Source organism: Oceanotoga teriensis, from assembly GCF_003148465.1.
GTDB classification, from domain to species: domain Bacteria; phylum Thermotogota; class Thermotogae; order Petrotogales; family Petrotogaceae; genus Oceanotoga; species Oceanotoga teriensis.
Map to the genome: position 1 here is coordinate 153,265 of NZ_QGGI01000002.1, position 23,324 is coordinate 176,588.

The following is a 23,324-nucleotide window of genomic DNA, read 5'->3' on the forward strand; positions in this document are numbered from 1 at the left end:
TGATAAAATTGTATTTGTTGTTAAAATTTGGAGGTTAAAATGTTATTTGATGAACAATTTTTTGAAAAAGGAAAATATTTAATAGGAATGGATGAAGCTGGTAGAGGTCCTTTAGCTGGACCAGTATTTACTGGTGCATTAATTTTAGAGTCCAAACAAGATCTTAGAGATCTTTCAAAAGTTGCTAAAGATTCAAAAAAATTAAATTTTAAACAAAGGGAAGAAAGATTTGAATATATAACTAAAAATTTTCAATGGTATAGTGATTATGCTACTTCAGAAGAAATAGATGATATAAATATTTTTAAAGCAACTCAATTATCTATGAATAGAAATTATAATAAAATAAATAAAAAAAATTCTTATTGCTTAATAGATGGAAAAAATTTTAATTTTAATTTTAATTTTGAATGTATAATAAAAGGGGATGATAAATCATTTTTAATAGGTGGAGCCTCAATAATAGCAAAAGTTTTGAGAGATAGATATATGATAAATTTGCATGAAAAATATCCAATGTATGAGTTTGATAGGCACAAAGGATATCCTACAAAAAAACATATTGAAAATATAAAAAAATATGGAATATTTTCAGAATATAGGTTAACCTTTAATCCTGTTAAATCGATGATTATAAAAAAAGAAATAATAAAAGATTTTAGTGATATATCTAAAATTAGACTTTTTAGGATAGGAGTTTTATAATGGATAGAGATATAATAAACAATCTTGAAGAACTTTTTGAAGTAATGATAAAATTGAGATCAAAAAATGGATGTGAATGGGACAGAAAACAAACAATAAAGAGTTTAAAACCATATATAATAGAAGAATCATATGAAGTTGCACAAGCAATTGAAAATGAAGATTATGAAGAGTTAAAAGATGAACTCGGAGATGTTTTATTACAAATAGTTTTTCAATCGATTATAGCCGAAGAAGAGAAAAAATTTGATTTTTCAGATGTTATCAAAAGTGTCACCGAAAAAATGATAAGAAGACATCCTCATGTATTTGAAAAAAAGGGTGAATATTCTTATGAAAATTGGGAAAATATAAAAGCTAAAGAAAAAAATCATAAAAAACAATCTTCATTGGGAGAATTAAAAAATAATCTTCCACCAATATTAAAATTGAGAAGAATAATAGATAATTCGAAAGAACTGGGAATAAATCCATATAAAGATGAAAATTTAAAAGAAATTATGATAAATAATATAAAAAAAGATAATTTTTCAGATTTTTTTGAAGTGCTTCTATTTTATTTGTCAGAAAATAAATTGCAAATAAATGAAATAATAAATGAATCTGCAAAAAATTATTATGAGAAATTTATAAATATAGAAAAAATGTTAAATCAAGAAATAATTAATAATGAAAAAAATTTTATAAAACTTTGGAAAGATAAATATGGGGAGGAAATAAAATGAAAAAATATTTAATCTTATTTTTACTTAGCATTTTTACATTAGGTATGGCATTTAACTATGGTTTTGAGGAATTAGAAGATGAAATATCTATGAAGATAAATGAAGAAAAAATAAGTTCAGATTATTTAGCTGCAAAAAGTGGAACTATATCTTTATTAACTAATTTAAGACAACAAAATGATTCATTTTACTATCTTTTAACTAATACTGCTACTGGAATAGAACTTTTAAATGAATATAATTTACAACAAGCAAAAAAAGTTGCAAATCAAATACTTTTTATACAGTTTGTTGAAAATAAAGAAATCAATTTAAATAGAGAAGAAACAAAAAAACTCATAGAAGAAGATTTGAACTCTGCAATTAAGGACTCTAATTTAAAAGAAGAAGATGCAAATTATTATTTTATGACAAAAGGATATATGAATAAACAAAATTATATAAATGGAATAACATATGATAGATTGTATCAAACATCTATTAATAAACTTTATAATCAAATATCTTCAAGTTATGAAATAAATGAAGAAGAAATGAAATCAGAATATGAAAATAATAAAGAGAATTATATGCAAAAATCAACATCAGATATTGAGATCAAAAGATTCGACAATATTGATCAAGCAAATAAAGCTTATGAAAATATAATAAATGGATTAAATAATTATGAAGATATAAATAAAGATCAAACTCAAGCAGTTACAATATCTCTTGAAGATGAAAACAATGAAATAGTTAAAATGGTTAAAAATAATGCCCCTGGATATATATCAAAACCTTTAAATTTAAATCAAAATGAAGAAAGATTTATTATAAAAATAATAAATAAAAAACCTCAAAAACAGTTGACTTTAGAAGAATCTAAAGAACAAATAATATTTAACTTAAGAGATAAAAAAACTAAAGAATATTTTGATAAAATCTTACCACAAGAAATAACAGAATTTGTCAATAATTCAGATATAATATTTAATTCTAAATTATTCTAAGGAGGTTAAAACATGGAAAAAATAACTAAAGAACGTGTTATACAAGCATTAAGTAATGTATATGATATGGAAATTGGATTTGATGTTGTTTCTCTGGGGTTAATTTATGATGTTGATATAGATGAAAATAATAATATACATGTTAATATGACATTAACGACACCGATGTGTCCTTTAGCAGGAATGATGGTTGAAGATGCAACTTCGAAAGTAAGAGAAATAGAAGAGGCAAAAGAAGTAAAAGTTGATTTAATATTTGATCCACCTTGGGATCCTTCAATGGCAAGTGAAGAAGTAAGAAGAATATTAGGAATTTAAAATGAATTTAAATGAATTAATAAATTATTTAAACGGGAAATATAATATTTCCCGTTTAAATATTATAAAAAAATTATCAATGATAGAAAAAAAAGATATTATAGAATATATGTTTTCAGATCCTTTTATATCAGAAAAAAATGTTGAAAAACTTGAAAAAAATATAAAAGGATACCCAATAGAATATTTGGTAAATGAAGTACAATTTTTAAATAATATTTTTTACATAGATGAAAGAGTGTTAATTCCAAGAGTTGAAACAGAAGATTTAGTATTAATAGCAAAGAAAATAATTGAAGAAAAAAATATAAAAAAAATATTAGATCTTGGAACAGGATCTGGAGTTATAGCTATAACATTAAAAAAATTTTTTCCTGATATAGAAATCATAGCTTCTGATATATCTTTCGAAGCTTTAGAAGTTTTTAAAAAAAATTGTAAGAAAAATAATGTTAATATAAAAAGTTATTTAGGATCTTATTTGGAACCATTTTTAAAAGAACATGAACAAATAGATTTGATAATTTCGAATCCACCTTATGTTGAAGAAGAATACAAAAATAAAAATGAAACATTGAAATATGAACCAGATATAGCACTTTTTGCGGGAAAAGATGGACAGAATTTTTATAGAAAATTAATAAACAAATATTATGATTTAATAAAAAATAAAACTCTGTTATTTGAAACAACAGAGTTTAATGTATTAAAAACATATGATTTGATAGATAAGCTCTCTGGAAAAACAGAGATAAAAAAAGACAGTTTTGGTATAGAAAGATTTATTTATCATTATAAAAATTCACATAAAGATTAACTTCACCAGTTCCTATACCCATTATTTTTGCAACAGACTCCGGAGAATTACCGGAGTTTATGAGTTGTAAAATCTTTTTAATCTTCAAATTTTCTTCTTCATTTTGGGAATATAAAATTTTCTTTTTACCCTCAACAGAAGCATTTGTTATTTTAATTGATTCTTGTTTTGATGATATTTTGTTATATTTGTTTATTAACAAATCCAATTTTTTTAGATTTTGTTCAAAAAGGATATCATAATTATTTATAATTTTTGTTAATTCATCTTCCATTTCAAATCTATAATTTTCTAATTTTTCATCTAATTTATTTTTACTTTTATATAAAAACATCAAAATCAATACCAATAAAAATATTAAGATTATTAATAAAAAAAGAATTATAAAATCCATGAAATACACTTCTTATTGATTAATTCTAAAAAGAATTATTGGGAAATCCATATTACCTGAATTACTATATAAAACAAAATTATTTGCAATTTTATTTGGTGCTGGATCTATCTTTTCAATGACCCAATTTTCTGGAAAATAAATATATACATTATCTTTTACATTAAATGGTTGACCTTTTAATGAGAATTCATAAAGATTATCTTCTTTCTTTTCTAATAATCCTTCTATTAAAACTGATTCATTTACCGACATTTCTGGGTTATTCTCTGTTACAGTAGATTGATAACTTATTGTCGTCATATTTTTTCCTATTTTTTCATTCAACTCTTTAAATTGATCATTATAAACTTTAAATTTTTCTTCATCTGGGGTATTAAAGTTTCTTACCATATTAGTATAAGATTTTTCATCATTTGCTTTGAATGTAACATCGGTATTTATTTCCACATTAAAATCTTCTCGTATTGTAAAATAAGTACTTGAATTGACAATATCAAAATCAGTTTTCATATTTTTCATCATGAAAAATTGAAAAAGGGTTAGGCCTCCGAAGAATATTATTGTTATTATTATAAAATTAAAGTTGCTCTTTCTGGGTGCTTTTTGATTCATTATATAAGAATCCTCCTTTTACAGTATCTTTAAAACAATTATACCATATACAAGTAATAATGTGATAAAATAAATTTGAAGATAATACTCTGAAATAGGATTAATAAGATTTTTAACGGGAGAATGATTAAAGTGATAATTGAAGAATTAAACATAGAAATAGATATTTATTCTGGTTCATTTTCAACATTGGTTGAACTTGTTAAAGATAAAAAAATACCATTAAATGAAATATCAGTATCAGAAATATCAGATCTATATTTGAATTTTATTCAAAAAAATAAAAATAAACTCTCTGAAATAGGTGAGTTTATGAAATTATCAGCATATTTAACTTATTTAAAATCTTTAAGTTTATTACCAGATAAAAATAATAAAAATAGATTAAGAAAACATACAGAACAATTATATTCAACTATAGATGATTATGAGCTTCTTGATTATACAAAAAAGATTTTAATGAAGGAATATGGTAAACCATCAGCGAAATATGTAAGGGTAAAACCAAGAGATAAAATAGATCAAAAGGATGCAAAAATACAATTAGAAAATTTTGTTAATGATTATTTAAAAGTGCAAGAAAAACTGGAAATAATAAAAGAAGTTTATTCTGTTGAAGAAGCTATAAAAAGACTTGAAAAAGAAAATCAATTAAATATATATGATATATATAAAATATCAGATTTCAATAAATTAAAATTTATAGTTCTTTTTCTTGGTATATTAACCTTAATAAGAAATGATAGATTTTCTTATGAAGATGGAATATTTATAAATTTAAAATAGTAGGTGATCATATGAATATAAATTTTCAACTCATAGAAGCATATATATATTCAAAACCTAATGGATGTAATATAGAAGATATATCTAAAAGTACTGGAATAGAAATTGACGAAGTGAGAAAAATTATTTTTGACATACAAACTCATTATATGGATAATTCTCATGGAGTAGAATTAACAAAATTTTATGATAAATATAGATTTGAAATTAAACCTGAAATAAAAAAAATAATAACACCTAAACCCAAAAAAATGAATTTAACGGATACACAATTTGAAGTAATAACTGTATTATTTTTAAATGGACCATCAAGACTAATAGAAATTGAAAAGACCAGAGGAAAGAACAGTTATTCTCAAATAAAAAAATTGATGGAATATAAAATAGTAAAAAAGGTTAAAAGGAAAGAAAAAAAATCTTATCTATACCAATTAACCGATAAATTTTATGAATGGGTTCCACAAGAGACAATAAGAAAGTTGGAGGAGATTAAAGATGATAAGTTTACAAAAAGCAATACAAACACTGGGGATTAGTAGAAGAAAATCAGCTGATAAAATATTAAAAGATGGAATACTGGTAAACTCCAAAATAATTAAGGAACCTTGGTACGAATTAGAAGAAGAAGATACAATAAAATATGAAGGAAAAACATATAAAATATCTGAGTTATTAAAAAGAAAAGAAGAAAAGGTTTATTATTTAATAAACAAACCTTTAGATGTTATATGTGCAATGGAAGATCCTTTTGGTAGAAAAACTATAAGTGATTTAATAAAAAATAAAATAAAAGAAAAAGTTTTTCATGTTGGAAGACTGGATTTAAATTCATCTGGATTATTATTATTAACAAATGATGGAGATTTAGCCAATAAACTTTTACATCCAAAACATGAAATATCTAAGACTTATACAGTTATTATAAATGGTCATCCAACTAGAGAAGATTTAAAAAAAATAGAAAATGGAGTAGTTCTTGAAACTGGATATAAAACAAATCCAGCTAAAATAGAAAAAGTAAAAAAGCAAGGTTCTAATCATGAAGTAACTATCACAATAAATGAAGGCAAAAAAAGACAAGTGAGGCTTATGTTTAAAGTCATAGGTTTTAAAGTAAAAGAATTAAAGAGAATAAAATTTGGACCTTTTAGTATAAAAGAGGTTCCTAATCCTGGAAATATTAAAAAAATAGATCCAGAAATAATAAAAAATTTTATAAAATAAAAATATATTGAGGTGATAAAAATTTATGAGAAAATAAAAAAAATTATTTTAGAAGCAGGAGAAATATTAAAAAAATCGCAAAACGAAACATTCCAAATAAATACCAAAAAGGTTGATTATGATCTCGTCACAGAATATGATTTTAGAATACAAAAATTTTTAATAGAAAAATTTAAAATAATAATGCCTGAAGTTGAAGTTTTTGCAGAAGAAGCAAATTTTGACAAAAAACCTAATAGTAAAAAATATTGGGTTATAGATCCAATAGATGGAACTGTGAATTTTTCGAAAGGTATTCCAGAATACTGTATTTCAGTAGCATATGTAGAAGATGATGAGCCAATAATGGGCTTTGTTTATGCACCAATGATGAATCTTTTCTATAATGCGAAAAAAAATGAAGGAGCTTATTTAAATGATAAAAAAATAGTTCCAAATTGGTCAAAAAATTTAAAAAATTCTATAATAACTCTTGGAAATAAAAGAGGAAAAACTCATGAATATATTAAACAGCTTGAAGAAGAGGTTATGAGAATAAGATTATTTGGAACAGCTGCTCTTCAAATTTGCTATGTTGCCAGTGGATATTGTGACGCATTCATTTCATTGCGATCTAATCCTTGGGATGTTGCAGCTTCACACTTAATACTTAAAGAAGCTGGTGGTATTGTAATAAACTATAAAAATGAAGATATGAATATCTTTTCTAAAAAAGGTTTATATACAAATGAAAATATAAGAAATGAATTATTAAACAAAACTGAGGAGATGATAAAATGAAAGCTTTAGTACTATGTGCTGGAAAAGGAACGAGATTGAGACCGCTTACTTTTACAAATGCAAAACCTCTGATTCCTATTGCAAATAAACCTACAATAATGTATTCATTAGAAAAAATAAAACAGTCAGGAATAACTGAAGTTGGAATAATAGTAAATCCAGATAATAAAGAAGATTTTATAAATGTTCTTGGTACTGGTGAAGAAATTGGTATGGAAATAAGCTATATAATTCAAGAAAACCCAAAAGGACTTGCACATGCTGTAAAAATATGTGAAGAATTTATTGGAGAAGATGATTTTTTAATGTATTTAGGAGATAATCTCATAAATACAGATTTAAATATATTTGTTGAGGAATTTAAAGAAAAAAATCATGATGCTTTTATACTTTTAACACCAGTAGAAGATCCTACCAGATTTGGAATAGCAGTTATGAAAGATTCAAAAGTTGTAAATGTTGTAGAAAAACCTAAAACACCACCATCAAATCTTGCAATAATAGGAGTATACATATTTAAACCATCAGTTTTTCAAGCAATAGATAATATAAAACCTTCATGGAGAGGAGAGCTTGAAATAACTGATGCGATACAATGGCTAATACAAAATGAAAAAAATGTTGGAGCACATGTGATATATGGTTGGTGGAAAGATACTGGAAAACCTGAAGATTTGATCGAAGCAAATAGAACTGTATTAGAAAACATAAGCAATAAAATAATAGATGGTAATGTATATGAAAATTCTGTTGTACAAGGAAATGTAATAATAGAAAAAGGGGCTAAAATAATAGATTCAATAGTTAGAGGTCCTGTCATAATAGGACAAAATGCTACAGTTAACAATGCTTATATAGGTCCATACACTTCAATTGGAAATAATGTTAATATAGAAGACTCAGAAGTAGAAAATTCTATAATACTTGATGGAGCTATAATATCTTCATTGGGTGTTAGAATGGATAGCTCTATAATAGGAGCAAATTCTCATATAGTATCAGTTAAGAAAAAACCAAAAACAGTTAAATTAGTTATAGGAGATTATGGAAAAATAGAATTACCTGAATGAAATTTAAAATAATAGACATATAATTAAATTGCATGGTTTCTGATTATAAAGAAACCATGCATAAATTTTAATTAATAAATATTTAAATATCTTTTCTAAAATAAAATTCTTTATTATAAAGTTTTGCTATAGAATAAAGATTATTTCTTAAAGTATCAATATTTTTACAATTATCAACTAAAGTTAAAACTCTTCCTCCTGAAGAAAAAGCTTTTTCTTCAGAAATTTTTGAAGAATAATAAATAAAATCACAATCATCTGATTTTTTTAAAATCTCTATATTTTTTTTATATTCTAAAGGATAACCAAATGCAGTTAAAACCAAACCCATTGAAATACCTTGTTTCCATTTTAAATGAGTATTTTCAACATTGTTATTATAAATATCATTAAAAATATCTACTAAATCTGAATCCAATAAATTTAATAAAGATTGTGTTTCAGGATCTCCAAATCTTACATTATATTCAAGAAGATAAGGAATATTATTTTCAAAAAGTATACCAAAAAACAAAATGCCTTTATACATCAAATTTTCAGCTTTAAGGCCATTGATAGTAGGTTTTATTATCAAATCTTCAACCTTGATTTTAAGATTCTCGTCTATATTTGGATGAGGTGTAATAGAGCCCATTCCACCCGTATTTAAACCTTTTTCACCTTCACCTATTTTTTTATGATCTTTTGAATAATTAAATAATTTATAGTTTTTTTCATCTAAAAGAACAAAAAATGAGGCTTCAAAACCACTTAAATATCTTTCAATTATTATCTTATTACCAGATTCACCAAAACATTTATTTTTCATTATATCCTCTAAAACCTTAACAGATTGTTTGTAATTATCACAAATAAATACACCTTTTCCTGCAGCAAGGCCATCTACTTTAATAACAATAGGAAAATTAATATTGTTTAAAAAATTAAAAGCATCTTCAAAATTATTAAATTCTTCATAATCTGCTGTAGAAATCTTATATTTTTTCATAAAGTTTTTTGAAAAAATTTTAGATCCTTCTAAAATAGAAGATTTTTTGTTTGGACCGATAATTTTAAGATTATTTTTTTCAAATTCATCAACAATTCCTTCACATAAAAACTTTTCAGGACCAACTATAGTTAAATCGATTGAATTTTTTTCTGCAAAATTTAATAAAGTATTTTCATCTATAAATTCAATATTGTGACATTTTTTTTCATAAAAAGTTCCAGCATTTCCAGGGCAAATAAAAATTTCATCTGTTTTTGGAGATTCACAAAGTTTTTTTGCAATCGAATGTTCTCTTGCACCATCACCTAATATAAGAAATTTCATATGATTCCCCCCTCAATGTTTAAAATGCCTCATATTTGTAAAATACATATCTATATTATTTTCATTACAAAAATCAATAGAATCTTGGTCGCGAATAGAACCACCTGGTTGAACAATTATTTTTACACCATTTTTATAAGCAAGTTCAACGACATCTTTAAATGGGAAAAATGCATCAGAAGCCATTATTTTAGGTTGTCTTATAGATCTTTCAAAAGCTTTTTCAGCAGCCCAAATTCTTGAAACTTCTCCTCCACCTATACCTACTGTTTGAAAACCATCACATACAACTATTGCATTTGATTTAACAAATTTCACACAATTAAAAGCAAATTCAATTTCTTTTAAATCAATATCATAATTCTTTTTTTTAGTTACAAGATTTAATTCATTATTTAATATTAAATCTGTATTTTGAATTATTAAACCACCATTTAAAGAAATAAACTCTCGATTTTCAAAGTTATTATTATTAACTTTTAAAATTCTGAGATTTTTTTTCTTTTTTAATAAATCTAAAGCTATATCCTCAAAATCTGTTGCTATTACAATCTCTAAAAAGATATCTTTTAATTTTTTTGCAGTTTCAAAATCAATAGTTCTATTAAAAGCTACAACACCACCAAAAATTGATACGGGGTCACATTCAAAGGATTTATTGAACGATTCTAAAGTATCTTTTCCAATAGCTATTCCACATGGAGTATTATGTTTCAAAGCTACACAACAGCAATCAGAAAAAGAACTTACAGTTTTCCACGCAATATCAACATCCCTTAGATTATTAAAAGATAATTTTTTCCCATTTAAAGTTTCAAAATCATTAAAAAAATAGAAACCATTATTTTTTTTATAAAAAGCTGCTTTTTGATGGGGATTTTCACCATATCTTAAATCATCCTCTTTTTTATAAGAAATAGCAAAATAATCTGGAAATTCAATATTGCTTTTATTATTAAAATATTCTGAAATAGAAGCATCATATGCAGAAGTTAAATTAAATGCTTTTGCTGCCATTTTAAATCTAAAATCATAATCAATATTTTCAAAATTATCCATAAAAGAATCATAATCTGAAGGATCCGTCAATATTGTGGTATATTTGAAATTTTTAGATGCCGATCTAATCATTGATGGTCCACCAATATCTATATATTCTATTAAAGAATCAGTATCAAAGTTTTTATTAACATTTTCAAAAAAAGGATATAGATTACATACAACTAAATCAAATTTTGTAATATTGAGTTTTTCTAATTGATCTATGTCAGAATTTTTTGCTAAAATACCGCCATGTATTTTTGGGTGAAGACTTTTAACTCTACCTTCTAATATTTCTGGAAAATCAATATATTCTGATATTTTAAAAACTTCAATATTATTATTTTTTAAAATATCATAAGTTCCACCAGTTGAAAAAATTTTTACATTTTTTGATATTAAAAATTTTGCTAAATCAATTATTCCTTTTTTATTAAAAACACTTAAAATAGCATTTTTGAAATACAATATTAACACCTCCATATTTTATATACTAATATTCTTAAGCAAAACAAATGATTATAAATTAACAAAAAGATAATTTTTGGTTAATTAAATGTTTCGAAAAAACTTAAAAATATATAGAAAACAATGAAAGTATGATTATAAATATATTAAAAGTAAAAAAATATATTTTTTTTAAATTGATTAACAATTAATTTAAAATTTCTTATCTTTTAATTAAGATAGAAAAATATTTATTCTGTTAGAATCAAAATATATAAACTAAAAGTAAATAAAATATGAAGCACCTCTTCCTGTATATTTTCGAAAATAAGGTTCGAAAGTTTCTACCGGGTACCGTAAATATCCGACTACAGGAAGAGGGGTTGGATTTTTTCCACCTCTCTTCCTGCATAGAGAGGTGGAATTTCTTTTTTAAAAAAGGAGGAAAAAATGAAAAAAATACTTATAGTATCTGGAAGTAAATCTGATGAAAATCTTGTTAAAGTTGGAACAGAATTATTAGAAAATTGGGAAATACAATATGATTACAAAGTTTTAAGTGCACATAGAAATTTAAAAGAACTGATGAAATTTATAGAAGAGAATGAAAAAGAGTATTTTGCAATAATAGCAGTAGCGGGACTTGCAGCAGCTTTACCTGGAGTAATAGCCTCTTTAACTCAAAAACCAGTTATAGGTGTACCAAACGAAGTAGGTACTTTAAAGGGAATAGATGCTTTATTATCTATGACACAAATGCCAGGTGGAGTACCAGTGGCAACTATGGGGATTGGAAAGCATGGAATGAAAAACGCTGTTTATTTTGTAAAAAGATTAATAGAAAATGAGGAGGAAAAATAAATGGAAAAATTATATGAAGGAAAAGCAAAAATTTTATATTCAACAGAAAAATCAGAAGAAGTAATAATATATTATAAAGATGATGTAACAGCTTTTAATGGAGAAAAAAAAGATAATTTAAAGGGTAAGGGAGTTTTAAACAAAAAAATAACAAAATATTTTTTTGAATATCTTGAAGAAAATAAGATAAAAACTCAGTACATAAAAGATAGAGATGAAAGTTCATTTTTTGCTAAAAAAGTTAAAATAGTACCTTTGGAAGTAATAGTAAGAAATAAAACAGCTGGAAGCTTTTGTAAAAGATATGGAGTAAAAAAAGGAATAAATTTTGAAAATCCGTTAATTGAATATTCTTTAAAAGATGATTCATTAGGTGATCCAATGATAAGTAAAGAAGCTATATACGCTTTAAAAATAATATCAGAAGAAAAATTAAATTATATAGAAAAAACAACTTTAAAGATAAATAATTTATTAAAAAAAATTCTTGAACCAAAAAAAATAGATCTTGTTGATTTCAAATTAGAATATGGATATTTTGGTGAACAAATACTTTTAAGTGATGAAATATCACCTGATACATGTAGGTTTTGGGATAAAGAAACTGGGGAATCATTAGACAAAGATATATATAGAGAAGATAAGGGAAATTTAATACTTGGATATGAAAACTTTATAAGGAGAATGGGAATATGAAAAAATTTGAATTTCAAATACAAATAAATCTTAAAGATGGAATACTTGATACGCAAGCTATAGCTACAGACAAAGTTCTTAAAAGAAAAAAAATATATTTAGAAAATATATCATTTGGAAAAATAATAAATATAAGCCTTGAAGAAGAAAATTTTGAAATTGCATACAAAAAAATAGAAGATATATCTCATAATTTATTATCTAATCCTGTACTTGAAAATTTTAAAATAATTCCAATAAATTCGGAGGTAAAACAATGAAAAAATTAAAAGCAGGTGTTATAGTATTTCCTGGTTCAAATTGTGATAAAGATGCTTATTTTGCATTAGAAAAATCTGGATTTAATGCAGAATATATATGGCATGATTTCGAAAAAACTCTTGACTATGATTTTTTATTTATACCTGGTGGATTTAGTTATGGAGATTATTTAAGAGCTGGAGCACTTGCAAAGTTTTCACCTGTTATGAAATCTGTTGAAAAATACATAATTAATGAAAGAGGTTTAGTTATGGGGATTTGTAATGGATTTCAAATTTTATCTGAATCTGGATTACTTCCAGGAGCACTTGCAAAAAACAAACATCATAAATTTATATGTAAAAATGTAGAATTAGATGTTATAAACAAAAAATCACCATTTACTTCTGGAATTTCAAAAGAAAAAATAATATTACCTATTGCTCATATGGAAGGAAATTATATGGATGATTATGAAAATATAAATAAATTAGAATCAAAAAATCTGATATCTTTCAAATATACGGATAATCCAAATGGTTCTATGAATAATATAGCTGGAATAATAAATGAAAAAGGAAATGTTATGGGTATGATGCCACATCCTGAAAGAAATACAGTAAAACTATTAGGAAATGGTGATGGAGCATATATATTTCTCTCAATAAGGAGGCATTTAGAAAATGGAAATTAAAACTTTAGCCTTAAATCTTGGATTATCTGTAGAAGAATATAAATTAATAATTGAAAAATTAGATAGAGAGCCTACTGAACTTGAAACCTATTTATATTCAGCACAATGGTCAGAACATTGTGGTTATAAACATTCAAAAGAATTTTTAAAAAATCTTCCAATGAATATAGAAAATGAAAATGCTGGGTATATAAAGATTGATGATTATGCAGTAGTTTTTAAAGTCGAAAGTCATAATCATCCAAGTGCTGTAGAACCCTATCAAGGAGCAGCAACTGGAATAGGTGGAATAGTTAGAGATGTTCTTGCGATGGGAGCAAGGCCAATTGCGCTTTTAGATTCATTAAAATTTGGAAATATTGAAGATGCACATTCGAAAAATATTTTTGAAGGTGTTGTAGAAGGGATCAGTGGGTATGGAAACTCAATAGGAGTACCAACCGTAGCTGGTGAAACATATTTTGATGAAACTTATTCTACCAATCCACTTGTAAATGTTATGTGTGTTGGTTTAGCAAAAGAAAAAGAATTAACTTATTCTAAGGCAACTAATCATAACAAAAAGTATATATATGTTGGTGCTAAAACGGGAAGAGATGGAATTCATGGAGCTTCATTTGCTTCGAAAGAATTATCTGGAAGAGATGATAGACCATCTGTACAAGTTGGAGATCCTTTTTCAGAAAAAAATTTAATAGAAGCTACTCTTGAAATACTAAAAATAAAAGGTGTTTTAGCTTGTCAAGATATGGGAGCTGCTGGATTATTAAGTTCAATATCAGAAATGTCTTTTAAAGGAGATCTTGGCTGTGAATTATATATAGATAAAATTCCTTTAAGAGAAAAAAATATGAAACCTTGGGAAATAATGCTTTCAGAATCACAAGAAAGAATGTTATTTTTGATAGATGAAGGTTGTGAAAAATCTATAAAAAAAGTTGTTTCAAAATATATGCTTGATTATTCAGAAGTTGGTAAAACTATATATGAAAAAAGAATGAAAATTTATAAAAATGAAGAAATAATATGTGATACACCTTTAGAACCACTTGTAAACGCACCTTCTTTAAAAAAAGTAAGTGAAACACCTTCTTATTTTTATGTTCATAGAGCAAGAAAATATCCTAAAATAGAAAAACATCCTAAGTATATATTAAAAGAAATTTTAAAACATCCAAATATAGCTAACAAAAATTGGATATATCAACAATACGACTATAAAGTAGGAAATAACACTATAGTAGAACCTGGAGAAGCTGATTCATCAATATTATGGATAAAAGATACTAATAGAGGATTTGCAGTTACAATAGATTCTAATCCCTTATATACATATTTAAATCCATATGAAGGTTCAAGAAATATAGTGTATGAAGCTGCAAGAAATATAATAAGTACTGGAGCTATTCCTCAAGGAGTTACGGATAATCTTAATTTTGGTGACCCTGAAGAATCTACAGTTAATTGGCAATTTGAACAATCTGTAAAAGGTATATCAAATGCCTGTAGGGAGTTAGAAACACCAATAACTGGTGGAAATGTATCATTTTATAATGAATCAAAAAATAAAATAATATATCCAACTCCTGTTATAGGAATGGTTGGAACTATAAAAAATGTAAACAATATAAAGAATAAATCATTTAAAAATATTGGAGACATAGTATATATAGTCGGTAAAACAGAGATATGTAGTGATTTTATAGGTGGAAGTATATATTTGAAAATACTTCAAGACTTTATAGGTGGAGAAATAGACAAAGTAAAGACTCTTTATGAACTTGGTCTTCAAAAAACGATATTAAATTTAATAAATAAAAATTTAGTAAACGCTGTTCATGATATTTCTAAAGGTGGAATTGCTGTGGCAGTTTTAGAATCTTCTTTCTCAGGATTAAAAGGGTTTAAAGGCTTTGTTGGAGAAACAAATGAACAAATTTTTGGAGAAAATCAATCTAGATTTATAGTTAGTGTACCGGCAGAAAAAAATATAATATTTGAAAAAGAAATGTTCAATAATAAAATGGATTACTTAAAATTGGGAATAGTAACCCCTAAAGAATATGGAATTGATTTAGGATTTGGAAAAATGTCCTTTGAAGAATTGTATTCAATATTCAATAATTCTGTAAGAAAACATATGGAGGAGTAATTATGATAGGAGAGGAATGTGGAATATTTGGAACATTTTTAAAAAATCCAGAAGAGATAAATGCTCCATCATATGTATTAGAAGGACTCGTTGCACTTCAACATAGAGGACAAGAATCATGTGGTGTTTCATATGTGCAAGATAATAAAATTCTTGTAAAAAAAGAGTTTGGTACTGTTTTAGAAGGTTTTAATGATAAAGAAAAAATCCAAAAAATGAAATCTTATATATCGATAGGCCATGTTAGATATTCTACAAAAGGTGGAAATATAATAAATAATGCTCAACCTTATAAAGTAGATTATAAAGATTCATCATTTTCTATAGCTCATAATGGACAAATAGAAAATGCAAAAGAAATAAAAAAAGAATTGGAAAAAGATGGACATATATTTTTAACAGATTCAGATTCTGAAGTAATACTTCATATTCTTATAAAAAAATTAAAAAAAGAACCAGAAAAATGGAATATAGAAGAAATATCCAATATACTTCAAGAAAATTTAAAACCATCATATTCACTTTTAATGATGATGAAAAATAGATTAATAGCGATTAGAGATCCACAAGGATATAGACCTTTATCAATATATGAAGATGAAAAAGGATATTATATATCTTCAGAGGATTGTGGATATAAATTTTTAAATGCTAATTATAAAAAGGTAAGAGACATAATGCCTGGAGAAACAATCGAAATAACATCAAATAAAATTCAAAAATATACTATAAAACAAAATAAAAAAACAAATTTTTGTTTTTTTGAACATGTATATTTTTCCAGACCAGATTCGAATGTATTTGGCATAAATGTTCATCAAATGCGTAAAAGACTTGGGGAAGAATGTGCATTACAAAATCCAGTAGATGCTGATATAGTTATTCCAGTTATGGACAGTGGATTATCAGCTGCAATCGGATATTCAAAAATGTCAGGAATACCATTAGATATGGGACTTATGCGTAACAGATATATAGGTAGAACTTTTATAAATCCAGTACAAAAAGATAGAGAAATAGGTGTTATAAGAAAATTAACCCCAATATTAGAAATAGTAAAGAATAAAAGAGTCATACTCGTTGATGATTCATTAGTAAGAGGAACAACTATGAAAAAAATAGTAAAAATATTGAGAGAAGCTAAAGCTGAAGAAGTACATGTGAGAATATCGAGTCCGAAAGTAATAAATGTTTGCAATTGGGGAGTTGATATACCAGATACTCAACAATTAATAGCTGCTAATAATGATTTAGAAAATATAAGAAAAATAATACAGGCAGATAGTATAGGTTATGTAAGTATAGAAGGAATAAAAAAAATATTAAACAATAATTTTAATAATTATTGTTTAAAGTGCTTTCAGAGGTGAAAAAATGAATTATGAAAATAGTGGTGTTAACATAAATAAAGCAAATAAAATGATAAATGGAATAAAAGAACTAATAGGTTCAAATATAGGTCTTTATGCTGGAATATATCCATTGTATAAACATATAGAAGATTATAAAAAACCATGTCTTATATCATCTTCTGATGGAATAGGAACAAAATTATTATTACTTGAAAAAAATAAAAGATGGGATATTGCGGCTCAAGATCTTGTCGCAATGAATGCCAATGATTTAGTATGTATGGGTGCAAAACCCCTATACTTTATGGACTATTATTCAACATCTAAATTAAATGAAACAGAGGCAATGAATTTTATAAAAGAATTAAATAAAATATTAAAAAGTATAAATTGTGAACTCTTAGGTGGCGAAACAGCTGAATTGCCAGGAATGTATAAAAATGAAACAGTTGATATTTCAGGTTTCATAACTGGAATAGTAGAAGAAGATGAAATATTGAAAAAAGAAAATGTAAAAGAAAATGATATAATATTAGCTTTAAATTCAAATGGCCCACATTCAAATGGATTTTCTCTTATAAGAAGCTTAATAGATTCTAAAAAACTTGATATAGATGAAGACTTAATAAATCCAACCAGATTATATGTAAATGAAACTTTAGAATGTAAGAAATATTTAAAAGCCGCAGCTCATATTACTGGTGGAGGTATAGTAGAAAATCTTGAAAGAATAATACCAGAGAATCTAACTGCAAACTTAAAATTAAATTGGGAAATTCCAAATATATTCAAAAAAATAAAAAATTCTGGTGTTGAACTTGAAGAAATGTTTAAAGTATTTAATATGGGAATTGGAATGATATATATATTAGAAGAAAAAAATATTTCTAAAGTACAAGAAATATTGGAAAAATATAAAATATCTAATTTTATAATAGGAAAAATGGAAAAATATATGAATAAAAAAGTTTTTTTGGAGATTTAAAAAATGAAAAAAATAATAATACTTGCATCTGGTAATGGAAGTAATTTTGAAAGTATATGTAAAAAAATAGATAAAAATGTAAAAATAGAATGTCTTATAACAAATAATCCTATGGCTCAAGTTATACAAAAAGCAAAAAAATATCAAATAAAAACACATATAATAGACTCAAAAAGTATAAACAAAAATGAATATAAAGAACTATTAATAAAAACTTTAGAAAAATATTCAAGCATAGATTTAATAGTTTTAGCTGGATATATGAAAATTATAGAAAAAGAAATAATAGAAAAATATAAAAATAAAATAATAAATATTCATCCATCATTATTACCAGCTTTTAAAGGCATGAATGCAATACAAAAAGCTTATACTTATGGTGTGAAATATACAGGAATAACAATACATTATATAGATGAAAATATAGATGAAGGAACAATAATAGAACAAAAAGTGATAAAAATAAATTATAAAGAAAATTTAGAATATCTCGAAAATAAAATACATGAAATAGAGCATGAAACATATACAAAAGTAATAGAAAAAATATTAAAAACAATGTAAAAAAAGCCTCCAAGCAGATTTTGTATTATTTATTAATCACATATCTGTTATGGAGGTATATTTTTACTTAACTCTTTTTAATTTCCATTTTCCTTTATTATAAAATGAAACACTTACAATTGTTTCCGCAAGATCAGCAAATAAAAATGAAGCCCATACCCAATTTATATCAAAATTTAAAATTTTTATAAATACAATTAAAAAAGGTAATTGAACTCCCCATCTTGAAATCATACTGGAAATAAAAAATGGAATATTATAACCAGAACCTGAAAAAGCAGTTGCCAGTCCAAAACCATAACCCAAAAATATTAGGCCAATAGACCCAAAAATTAAAAAATCAGAACCAAACTTAATAACTTCAATATTATCTGTAAAAAGAGATAATATATTTTGTGAAAAAAATAAAATAATTATTGTGAAAATCATCATAAAAGATATAGAAAGAAAAGCTGCCATCTTTGAAGAATCTTCAGCTCTTTTAACATCATTAGCTCCAAGTGATTGACCTATAATGGTTGAACTTCCCATAGAGAGACCTACTAAAGGCATAAATGCAAATCCGAAAATTCTACCAGCTATTCCATTTGCGGCAAGTGCATTATTTCCAAATACTGAGATAAAACCTAAAATAAAAGTATTAGATAAATTTCTTAGAAATATTTCAAAACCATTAGGTAGACCTATTGTCATCAAAGAAATATCCACATTCTTATTCAATTTTAAAAGACCTTTTAAAGACGGTTTTATACCTCTTTTACCAGAAAATAAAAAATAAAAACCTATAAAAAATGCAATACTCTGAGAAATTATAGTTGCAACGGCAGCACCGAAAACGCCCAAATTAAAACCAGGAATAGATAAAAATGGAGTCTTATCAAACATGAAAATTGGATCTAAAAAAATATTTAAAATACTGACAAATATCATTATAAACATTGGAGTTTTTGGATCACCTATACATCTTAAAGCAGTGTTAACAGAATAAGAAGAAAACATAATAGGTAAAAAGAAAAGTCTTATATATCCATATTCAAGTCCCATGTTAACCGTTTCTATATCTGTAAAAAGATACATTATAGGTTTTAAAAAAATGGATAGAATAATAGCAGCGATTAAAGCCATCAAGAATTTAAAAGTTATAGTTTGCTCTATTGCTATATTAGTTGATTTTATATCTTTTCTTCCAAAAGCTTGAGAAATTAAAGAAATTGAAGAAGAACCTATTATTTCATTTAAAGACTCAACAACCCAAAAAATCGTTGTAAATATAGTTATTCCTGCGATAGCTTGAGATGATATTTTTCCTATCCAATATAAATCAACAAGGTCATATATCATTTGAGCACTGAATCCTATCATAGTTGGAATAGCCATTAAAAAGATATTTTTAAAAATACTCCCCTTAGTTAAATCTTTTGACATATATTCCTCCAAATATTACCAAGCTTCTATTTGATCATCTACTATATCATCATTGAATCTTGGAATAAAAATTCTATTAGATCTTTCATTACCAAAAAAATCTTTTTCTATACTGTTAAAAGTTCCCAAGTTATATTTATATTTAATTTCTTTATTGGGAACAACTTTAACTTTTAAAGAATAAGAATCATCAGAATTTTTTGTCATTCTATAATTTTCATCTCCTGGGAACCAATTATTAAAATTTCCCATTATATATATATCATCGTTTTCGTTTGTTTCAGATGGTATAGAAGAAATTACAAAAGTAATATAAAAAAAGTTATTTTCATCAATGATATAATCATTCCCTTTTGAAGAATCAATCGAATTAACTTCATTTACTTCAGAAGTTTGAATAGAACATGAAACTAATATCATCGAAAAAGATATTAAAAAAGCAAAAAATAAAAATTTTTTCATAAAAACACCTCCAAATTTTTAGTTATTATTATCATAATTTTTTTTCCAAAGAAAATATGAAAAATTAAAAATTCTTTTATAAGAAAAATGAAGAATCAGATAAAATGTTAATCCTATTAAAAACCAGAGATTAGCCATTAATTCATAAATACGACCATCCACTACAAAAAATACTTTATATAAAAATAAAGAACCTAATTCGATTAAAGAAAAACAAATAATTTGAAATATAGCTCTTTTCTCTATTACTGATACTGTCGCTGGTAAAAGTATTAAACCGTAAAAAATCCATCCAAAAGGATCATTCAAAAACAATATTATTACAAAAGTAGATATAATAGACATATAAAAATATCTTTTACCTGCCATTTTAAATATAAAATAAAGAGGAATTACAGCAAGAAAAGAAAAAGCCATTCCTAAAAAAGGTATGAACATTTGACTTGAAAATAATAGAACACTTATAACTGAAAATATTGCAGAAACCGTTATGTTTTTTGTCATTATGAACCTCCAAATAAAATATGGTAAAATGTTATCATGTATAATTATATAACATAAATGAGGAGGATTATAAAATTGAAAGAAAATTCTGTGCAAATGGAAAAAATTATGAGAGAAATAAACTTTAAAATAAAAATAGAAGGAAGAAAAGTATTAAAACAATTAGAACTATCAACAGCACAATTTGATGTTCTTCAAATACTTTATTTTAAGGGAGATAAAAAATTAAGTGATATAAGTAAAAGTTTAGGAGTTACAAAATCAACAACAACTGGATTAATAAAAAGACTTGAAGCGTTAAATCTCATAGAAAAAATACAATCATCAAAAGATAAAAGAATATATAATGTAAAAATAACAACAAAGGGGAAAAAAATAATAGATGAAGTTATAATACGCAGAATAAGTTTAATGGAAAAAGTGATAGAAAAAATGGGAAAAGATGAGACTTTTATAGAAAAATTGATAAAGCTAAAAAATACACTAAATGAGGTGGTTGAAGGTGATGAACTATAAGAAGTCTGTTTTAAGTATATTTTATTTGATGATTTTAACTCTTTTTTCATTTTCGGCAAATATAGTAATTCAGGGATTAAAAGGGACAGACATCTTTATAAATGATGTATATAATACTACAATACAATCAGAACAAACAATAATAGAAATACCAGAAGGAAACTATAATATAAAACTAAAAAAATCTGGTTTTACTGATTATGAAAAAAATATACAATTACAACAAAATTCATATGAAAATTTAATTGCTCAACAAATACCACTTACAAGAATAGAATTTAATTTGAATATTCCTCAATTTACAGTTGAATATGAGTATCAGCAAACAAAAATTAATTATGAATTAAAAAACAAAGATTATATAGATATTCCTTACACTGTAAAATCTATAAAAATAATGGCGAATGAATACAATACTCTTGAAGTAAATTTAAATTCAAAACCATTTTTAAAAACGACAATAACGGATGAATTGTTAAAAATGGGATATATAAAAATCAATACAACTCCAGAGAAATCAAAAGTTTATTATAAAAATGAATATATTGGAGAAACACCTATTATAATAGAAAAAGAAAAAATAGAAGATATATATATAGAGAAAGAAGGTTATATAAGAGAAAAAATAGAAAATTATTCAAATCAAGGAGAAATGACTATAAATTTAAACAAAGGAATAAATTTAAGTATAGGAAGTAATCCAATTGAAACTGCAGTTTATATAGATGGTGAATATAAAGGGAATACTCCATATTCATCTATGTTGAAAAAAGGAAAATATACAATAACCCTTTCAAAATTTGGGTATAAAACAAAACAAATGTATATAAATCTTGAAAAAGAGGAAGATTATAATTCTTATTATATTACATTGGAAAGTATGTTCAATGAAATAAATATAATAAATGCTAAAGAATATGAAATAAATATAGATGGTGTTTATTTTGGAAATGGAATAAATAAAATATATATAGATGATTCTAAGCATTCATTCAGAGCTTTAAATAAAGATAAAAATATAAATACAGTAATTGGTAAAAATATAAAGATGATAGACTTAAAAAGAACATCTTTCATAAATGTTGTAGGTTCAGAAAATGAATATATAAATATGTTAAATAAGTCTTTAAAATCACCATCATTTTTTAATTTAAATTTGATTTCAAATGAACAACCTGTAAGCATAAAAACAATTTCAAATAATTATATAGTAAATGCAAAACCTGGAGAATCTTCTGATCTATTCACAAAAGAAGATAAAGCAATGTTGATAATAAGTTCTAATAATCCAAATACATCCTTTTATATAAATGGAGATTATGTAAATGCTCAAGATGCTATAAATAAAATTGTAAATCCTGGAACATACAATATAAAAGCTAATTTTGCAAATATGAGTGAAATAATTAATGTTGATATAAAAGATAATGAAATAAAATATATAAACTTTAATTTTAAATATGATATACCTGTAAAAATAAAGTCCGATACGGGTATAAAAGTAAATGACAAAAATTATACGAATATACCAGAATTATTTTATTTAAATATGGGGGCAAACAAAATAGAATACAAAAATGAAAAAATAATCATTTTTATTTATGAACCTCAATATATAGACTTAACATCATTAAATTAATTGGAGGT

27 protein-coding genes and 1 riboswitch are annotated in these 23,324 nt (G+C 24.7%); of the genes, 20 read left to right on the top strand and 7 right to left on the bottom strand.

The features are described from left to right. Positions 1 to 39 precede the first annotated feature (39 nt). The 5 genes from rnhB to C7380_RS02325 are packed head-to-tail and all read left to right on the top strand — an operon-like array spanning position 40 to position 3,554. Positions 40 to 705, top strand: a complete 666-nt coding sequence (gene rnhB / locus C7380_RS02305; protein ID WP_109603867.1) for a ribonuclease HII — start codon at positions 40 to 42, stop codon at positions 703 to 705. Further along, positions 705 to 1,430: a MazG family protein gene (locus tag C7380_RS02310; protein ID WP_109603868.1), complete on the top strand. Its 726-nt coding sequence runs from the start codon at positions 705 to 707 to the stop codon at positions 1,428 to 1,430. The genes rnhB and C7380_RS02310 overlap by 1 nt, the downstream gene beginning before the upstream one ends. Then, positions 1,427 to 2,419: a peptidyl-prolyl cis-trans isomerase gene (locus C7380_RS02315; RefSeq protein WP_109603869.1), complete on the top strand. Its 993-nt coding sequence runs from the start codon at positions 1,427 to 1,429 to the stop codon at positions 2,417 to 2,419. Before C7380_RS02310 ends, C7380_RS02315 begins: the two co-directional genes overlap by 4 nt. Positions 2,420 to 2,431: 12 nt before the next feature. Further along, positions 2,432 to 2,737, top strand: coding sequence for a metal-sulfur cluster assembly factor (locus tag C7380_RS02320; RefSeq protein ID WP_109603870.1), 306 nt, complete (start codon positions 2,432 to 2,434; stop codon positions 2,735 to 2,737). Between the two features lies 1 nt (position 2,738). Beyond that, the gene (locus tag C7380_RS02325) at positions 2,739 to 3,554 is read left to right on the top strand and encodes a HemK/PrmC family methyltransferase (RefSeq protein WP_109603871.1); all 816 of its coding nucleotides are present in this window, start codon (positions 2,739 to 2,741) and stop codon (positions 3,552 to 3,554) included. On the opposite strand, the gene C7380_RS02330 is transcribed toward C7380_RS02325, so the two are convergent. After that, positions 3,520 to 3,948: a DUF6115 domain-containing protein gene (locus C7380_RS02330; RefSeq protein WP_109603872.1), complete on the bottom strand. Its 429-nt coding sequence runs from the start codon at positions 3,946 to 3,948 to the stop codon at positions 3,520 to 3,522. The genes C7380_RS02325 and C7380_RS02330 overlap by 35 nt on opposite strands. A gap of 12 nt (positions 3,949 to 3,960) precedes the next feature. Continuing rightward, positions 3,961 to 4,563: a DUF4897 domain-containing protein gene (locus tag C7380_RS02335; protein ID WP_109603873.1), complete on the bottom strand. Its 603-nt coding sequence runs from the start codon at positions 4,561 to 4,563 to the stop codon at positions 3,961 to 3,963. A 123-nt stretch (positions 4,564 to 4,686) separates the two neighbouring features. Here C7380_RS02335 and C7380_RS02340 point away from each other — a divergent pair, with 123 nt between their 5' ends. Genes C7380_RS02340 through C7380_RS02360 form a run of 5 tightly spaced genes read left to right on the top strand, consistent with a single transcriptional unit; the run spans position 4,687 to position 8,423 of the window. Next, on the top strand, positions 4,687 to 5,349 hold the full coding sequence (locus tag C7380_RS02340) for a hypothetical protein (RefSeq protein WP_146192146.1): 663 nt from the start codon (positions 4,687 to 4,689) through the stop codon (positions 5,347 to 5,349). 11 nt (positions 5,350 to 5,360) lie between these two features. Further along, positions 5,361 to 5,885, top strand: a complete 525-nt coding sequence (locus C7380_RS02345; RefSeq protein ID WP_109603875.1) for an SMC-Scp complex subunit ScpB — start codon at positions 5,361 to 5,363, stop codon at positions 5,883 to 5,885. Further along, entirely contained in the window at positions 5,845 to 6,573 is a 729-nt protein-coding gene (locus C7380_RS02350; RefSeq protein ID WP_109603876.1) for a pseudouridine synthase, read from the top strand. The genes C7380_RS02345 and C7380_RS02350 overlap by 41 nt, the downstream gene beginning before the upstream one ends. Before the next feature lie 12 nt (positions 6,574 to 6,585). Beyond that, entirely contained in the window at positions 6,586 to 7,353 is a 768-nt protein-coding gene (locus tag C7380_RS02355; protein ID WP_240597477.1) for an inositol monophosphatase family protein, read from the top strand. Then, a complete protein-coding gene (locus C7380_RS02360; RefSeq protein ID WP_109603877.1) occupies positions 7,350 to 8,423 on the top strand; it encodes a glucose-1-phosphate thymidylyltransferase in 1,074 nt (357 codons plus the stop codon). Before C7380_RS02355 ends, C7380_RS02360 begins: the two co-directional genes overlap by 4 nt. 82 nt (positions 8,424 to 8,505) lie before the next feature. On the opposite strand, the gene purD is transcribed toward C7380_RS02360, so the two are convergent. Then, positions 8,506 to 9,738 carry a phosphoribosylamine--glycine ligase gene (purD, locus tag C7380_RS02365; protein WP_109603878.1) on the bottom strand — a complete coding sequence of 411 codons (1,233 nt, stop codon included), beginning with the start codon at positions 9,736 to 9,738 and terminating at the stop codon, positions 8,506 to 8,508. Between the two features lie 12 nt (positions 9,739 to 9,750). Continuing rightward, complete coding sequence (purH, locus tag C7380_RS02370; protein ID WP_240597478.1) at positions 9,751 to 11,247, bottom strand: bifunctional phosphoribosylaminoimidazolecarboxamide formyltransferase/IMP cyclohydrolase; 1,497 nt, start codon at positions 11,245 to 11,247, stop codon at positions 9,751 to 9,753. Between the two features lie 270 nt (positions 11,248 to 11,517). Continuing rightward, positions 11,518 to 11,617, top strand: a riboswitch (purine riboswitch). Positions 11,618 to 11,676: 59 nt separating this feature from the next. Here purH and C7380_RS02375 point away from each other — a divergent pair. From C7380_RS02375 to purN, 8 genes are read left to right on the top strand one after another with little or no spacing between them, the layout of a single operon-like run. Next, complete coding sequence (locus C7380_RS02375; RefSeq protein WP_109603880.1) at positions 11,677 to 12,087, top strand: AIR carboxylase family protein; 411 nt, start codon at positions 11,677 to 11,679, stop codon at positions 12,085 to 12,087. After that, positions 12,088 to 12,783 (top strand): phosphoribosylaminoimidazolesuccinocarboxamide synthase, encoded by a 696-nt coding sequence (purC, locus tag C7380_RS02380; protein ID WP_109603881.1) that lies wholly within the window; start codon positions 12,088 to 12,090, stop codon positions 12,781 to 12,783. Then, positions 12,780 to 13,043 (top strand): phosphoribosylformylglycinamidine synthase subunit PurS, encoded by a 264-nt coding sequence (gene purS, locus C7380_RS02385; RefSeq protein ID WP_109603882.1) that lies wholly within the window; start codon positions 12,780 to 12,782, stop codon positions 13,041 to 13,043. Before purC ends, purS begins: the two co-directional genes overlap by 4 nt. Continuing rightward, the gene (gene purQ, locus C7380_RS02390) at positions 13,040 to 13,717 is read left to right on the top strand and encodes a phosphoribosylformylglycinamidine synthase subunit PurQ (protein ID WP_109603883.1); all 678 of its coding nucleotides are present in this window, start codon (positions 13,040 to 13,042) and stop codon (positions 13,715 to 13,717) included. The genes purS and purQ overlap by 4 nt, the downstream gene beginning before the upstream one ends. Beyond that, positions 13,707 to 15,869 carry a phosphoribosylformylglycinamidine synthase subunit PurL gene (gene purL, locus C7380_RS02395; RefSeq protein WP_109603884.1) on the top strand — a complete coding sequence of 721 codons (2,163 nt, stop codon included), beginning with the start codon at positions 13,707 to 13,709 and terminating at the stop codon, positions 15,867 to 15,869. Before purQ ends, purL begins: the two co-directional genes overlap by 11 nt. Positions 15,870 to 15,871: 2 nt before the next feature. Continuing rightward, positions 15,872 to 17,239 (top strand): amidophosphoribosyltransferase, encoded by a 1,368-nt coding sequence (purF, locus tag C7380_RS02400; protein WP_109603885.1) that lies wholly within the window; start codon positions 15,872 to 15,874, stop codon positions 17,237 to 17,239. A 4-nt stretch (positions 17,240 to 17,243) separates the two neighbouring features. Then, positions 17,244 to 18,206 (top strand): phosphoribosylformylglycinamidine cyclo-ligase, encoded by a 963-nt coding sequence (gene purM / locus C7380_RS02405; RefSeq protein ID WP_109603886.1) that lies wholly within the window; start codon positions 17,244 to 17,246, stop codon positions 18,204 to 18,206. A gap of 3 nt (positions 18,207 to 18,209) precedes the next feature. Then, the gene (gene purN, locus C7380_RS02410; RefSeq protein ID WP_109603887.1) at positions 18,210 to 18,770 is read left to right on the top strand and encodes a phosphoribosylglycinamide formyltransferase; all 561 of its coding nucleotides are present in this window, start codon (positions 18,210 to 18,212) and stop codon (positions 18,768 to 18,770) included. A 63-nt stretch (positions 18,771 to 18,833) separates the two neighbouring features. Here the strand turns inward: purN and C7380_RS02415 are convergent, their stop codons facing one another. Genes C7380_RS02415 through C7380_RS02425 form a run of 3 tightly spaced genes read right to left on the bottom strand, consistent with a single transcriptional unit; the run spans position 18,834 to position 21,161 of the window. After that, the gene (locus C7380_RS02415) at positions 18,834 to 20,195 is read right to left on the bottom strand and encodes an MATE family efflux transporter (RefSeq protein ID WP_206050492.1); all 1,362 of its coding nucleotides are present in this window, start codon (positions 20,193 to 20,195) and stop codon (positions 18,834 to 18,836) included. Between the two features lie 15 nt (positions 20,196 to 20,210). After that, positions 20,211 to 20,657, bottom strand: a complete 447-nt coding sequence (locus tag C7380_RS02420) for an early set domain-containing protein (protein ID WP_109603888.1) — start codon at positions 20,655 to 20,657, stop codon at positions 20,211 to 20,213. 18 nt (positions 20,658 to 20,675) lie between these two features. Continuing rightward, the gene (locus C7380_RS02425) at positions 20,676 to 21,161 is read right to left on the bottom strand and encodes a hypothetical protein (RefSeq protein WP_109603889.1); all 486 of its coding nucleotides are present in this window, start codon (positions 21,159 to 21,161) and stop codon (positions 20,676 to 20,678) included. Between the two features lie 75 nt (positions 21,162 to 21,236). Between C7380_RS02425 and C7380_RS02430 the strand changes: the two genes are divergently transcribed. Together C7380_RS02430 and C7380_RS02435 are read left to right on the top strand one after the other, a co-directional pair. Then, on the top strand, positions 21,237 to 21,677 hold the full coding sequence (locus tag C7380_RS02430; RefSeq protein WP_109603890.1) for a MarR family winged helix-turn-helix transcriptional regulator: 441 nt from the start codon (positions 21,237 to 21,239) through the stop codon (positions 21,675 to 21,677). Continuing rightward, positions 21,667 to 23,316 (top strand): PEGA domain-containing protein, encoded by a 1,650-nt coding sequence (locus tag C7380_RS02435; RefSeq protein WP_158274754.1) that lies wholly within the window; start codon positions 21,667 to 21,669, stop codon positions 23,314 to 23,316. The genes C7380_RS02430 and C7380_RS02435 overlap by 11 nt, the downstream gene beginning before the upstream one ends. The last annotated feature ends 8 nt before the right edge of the window (positions 23,317 to 23,324 follow it).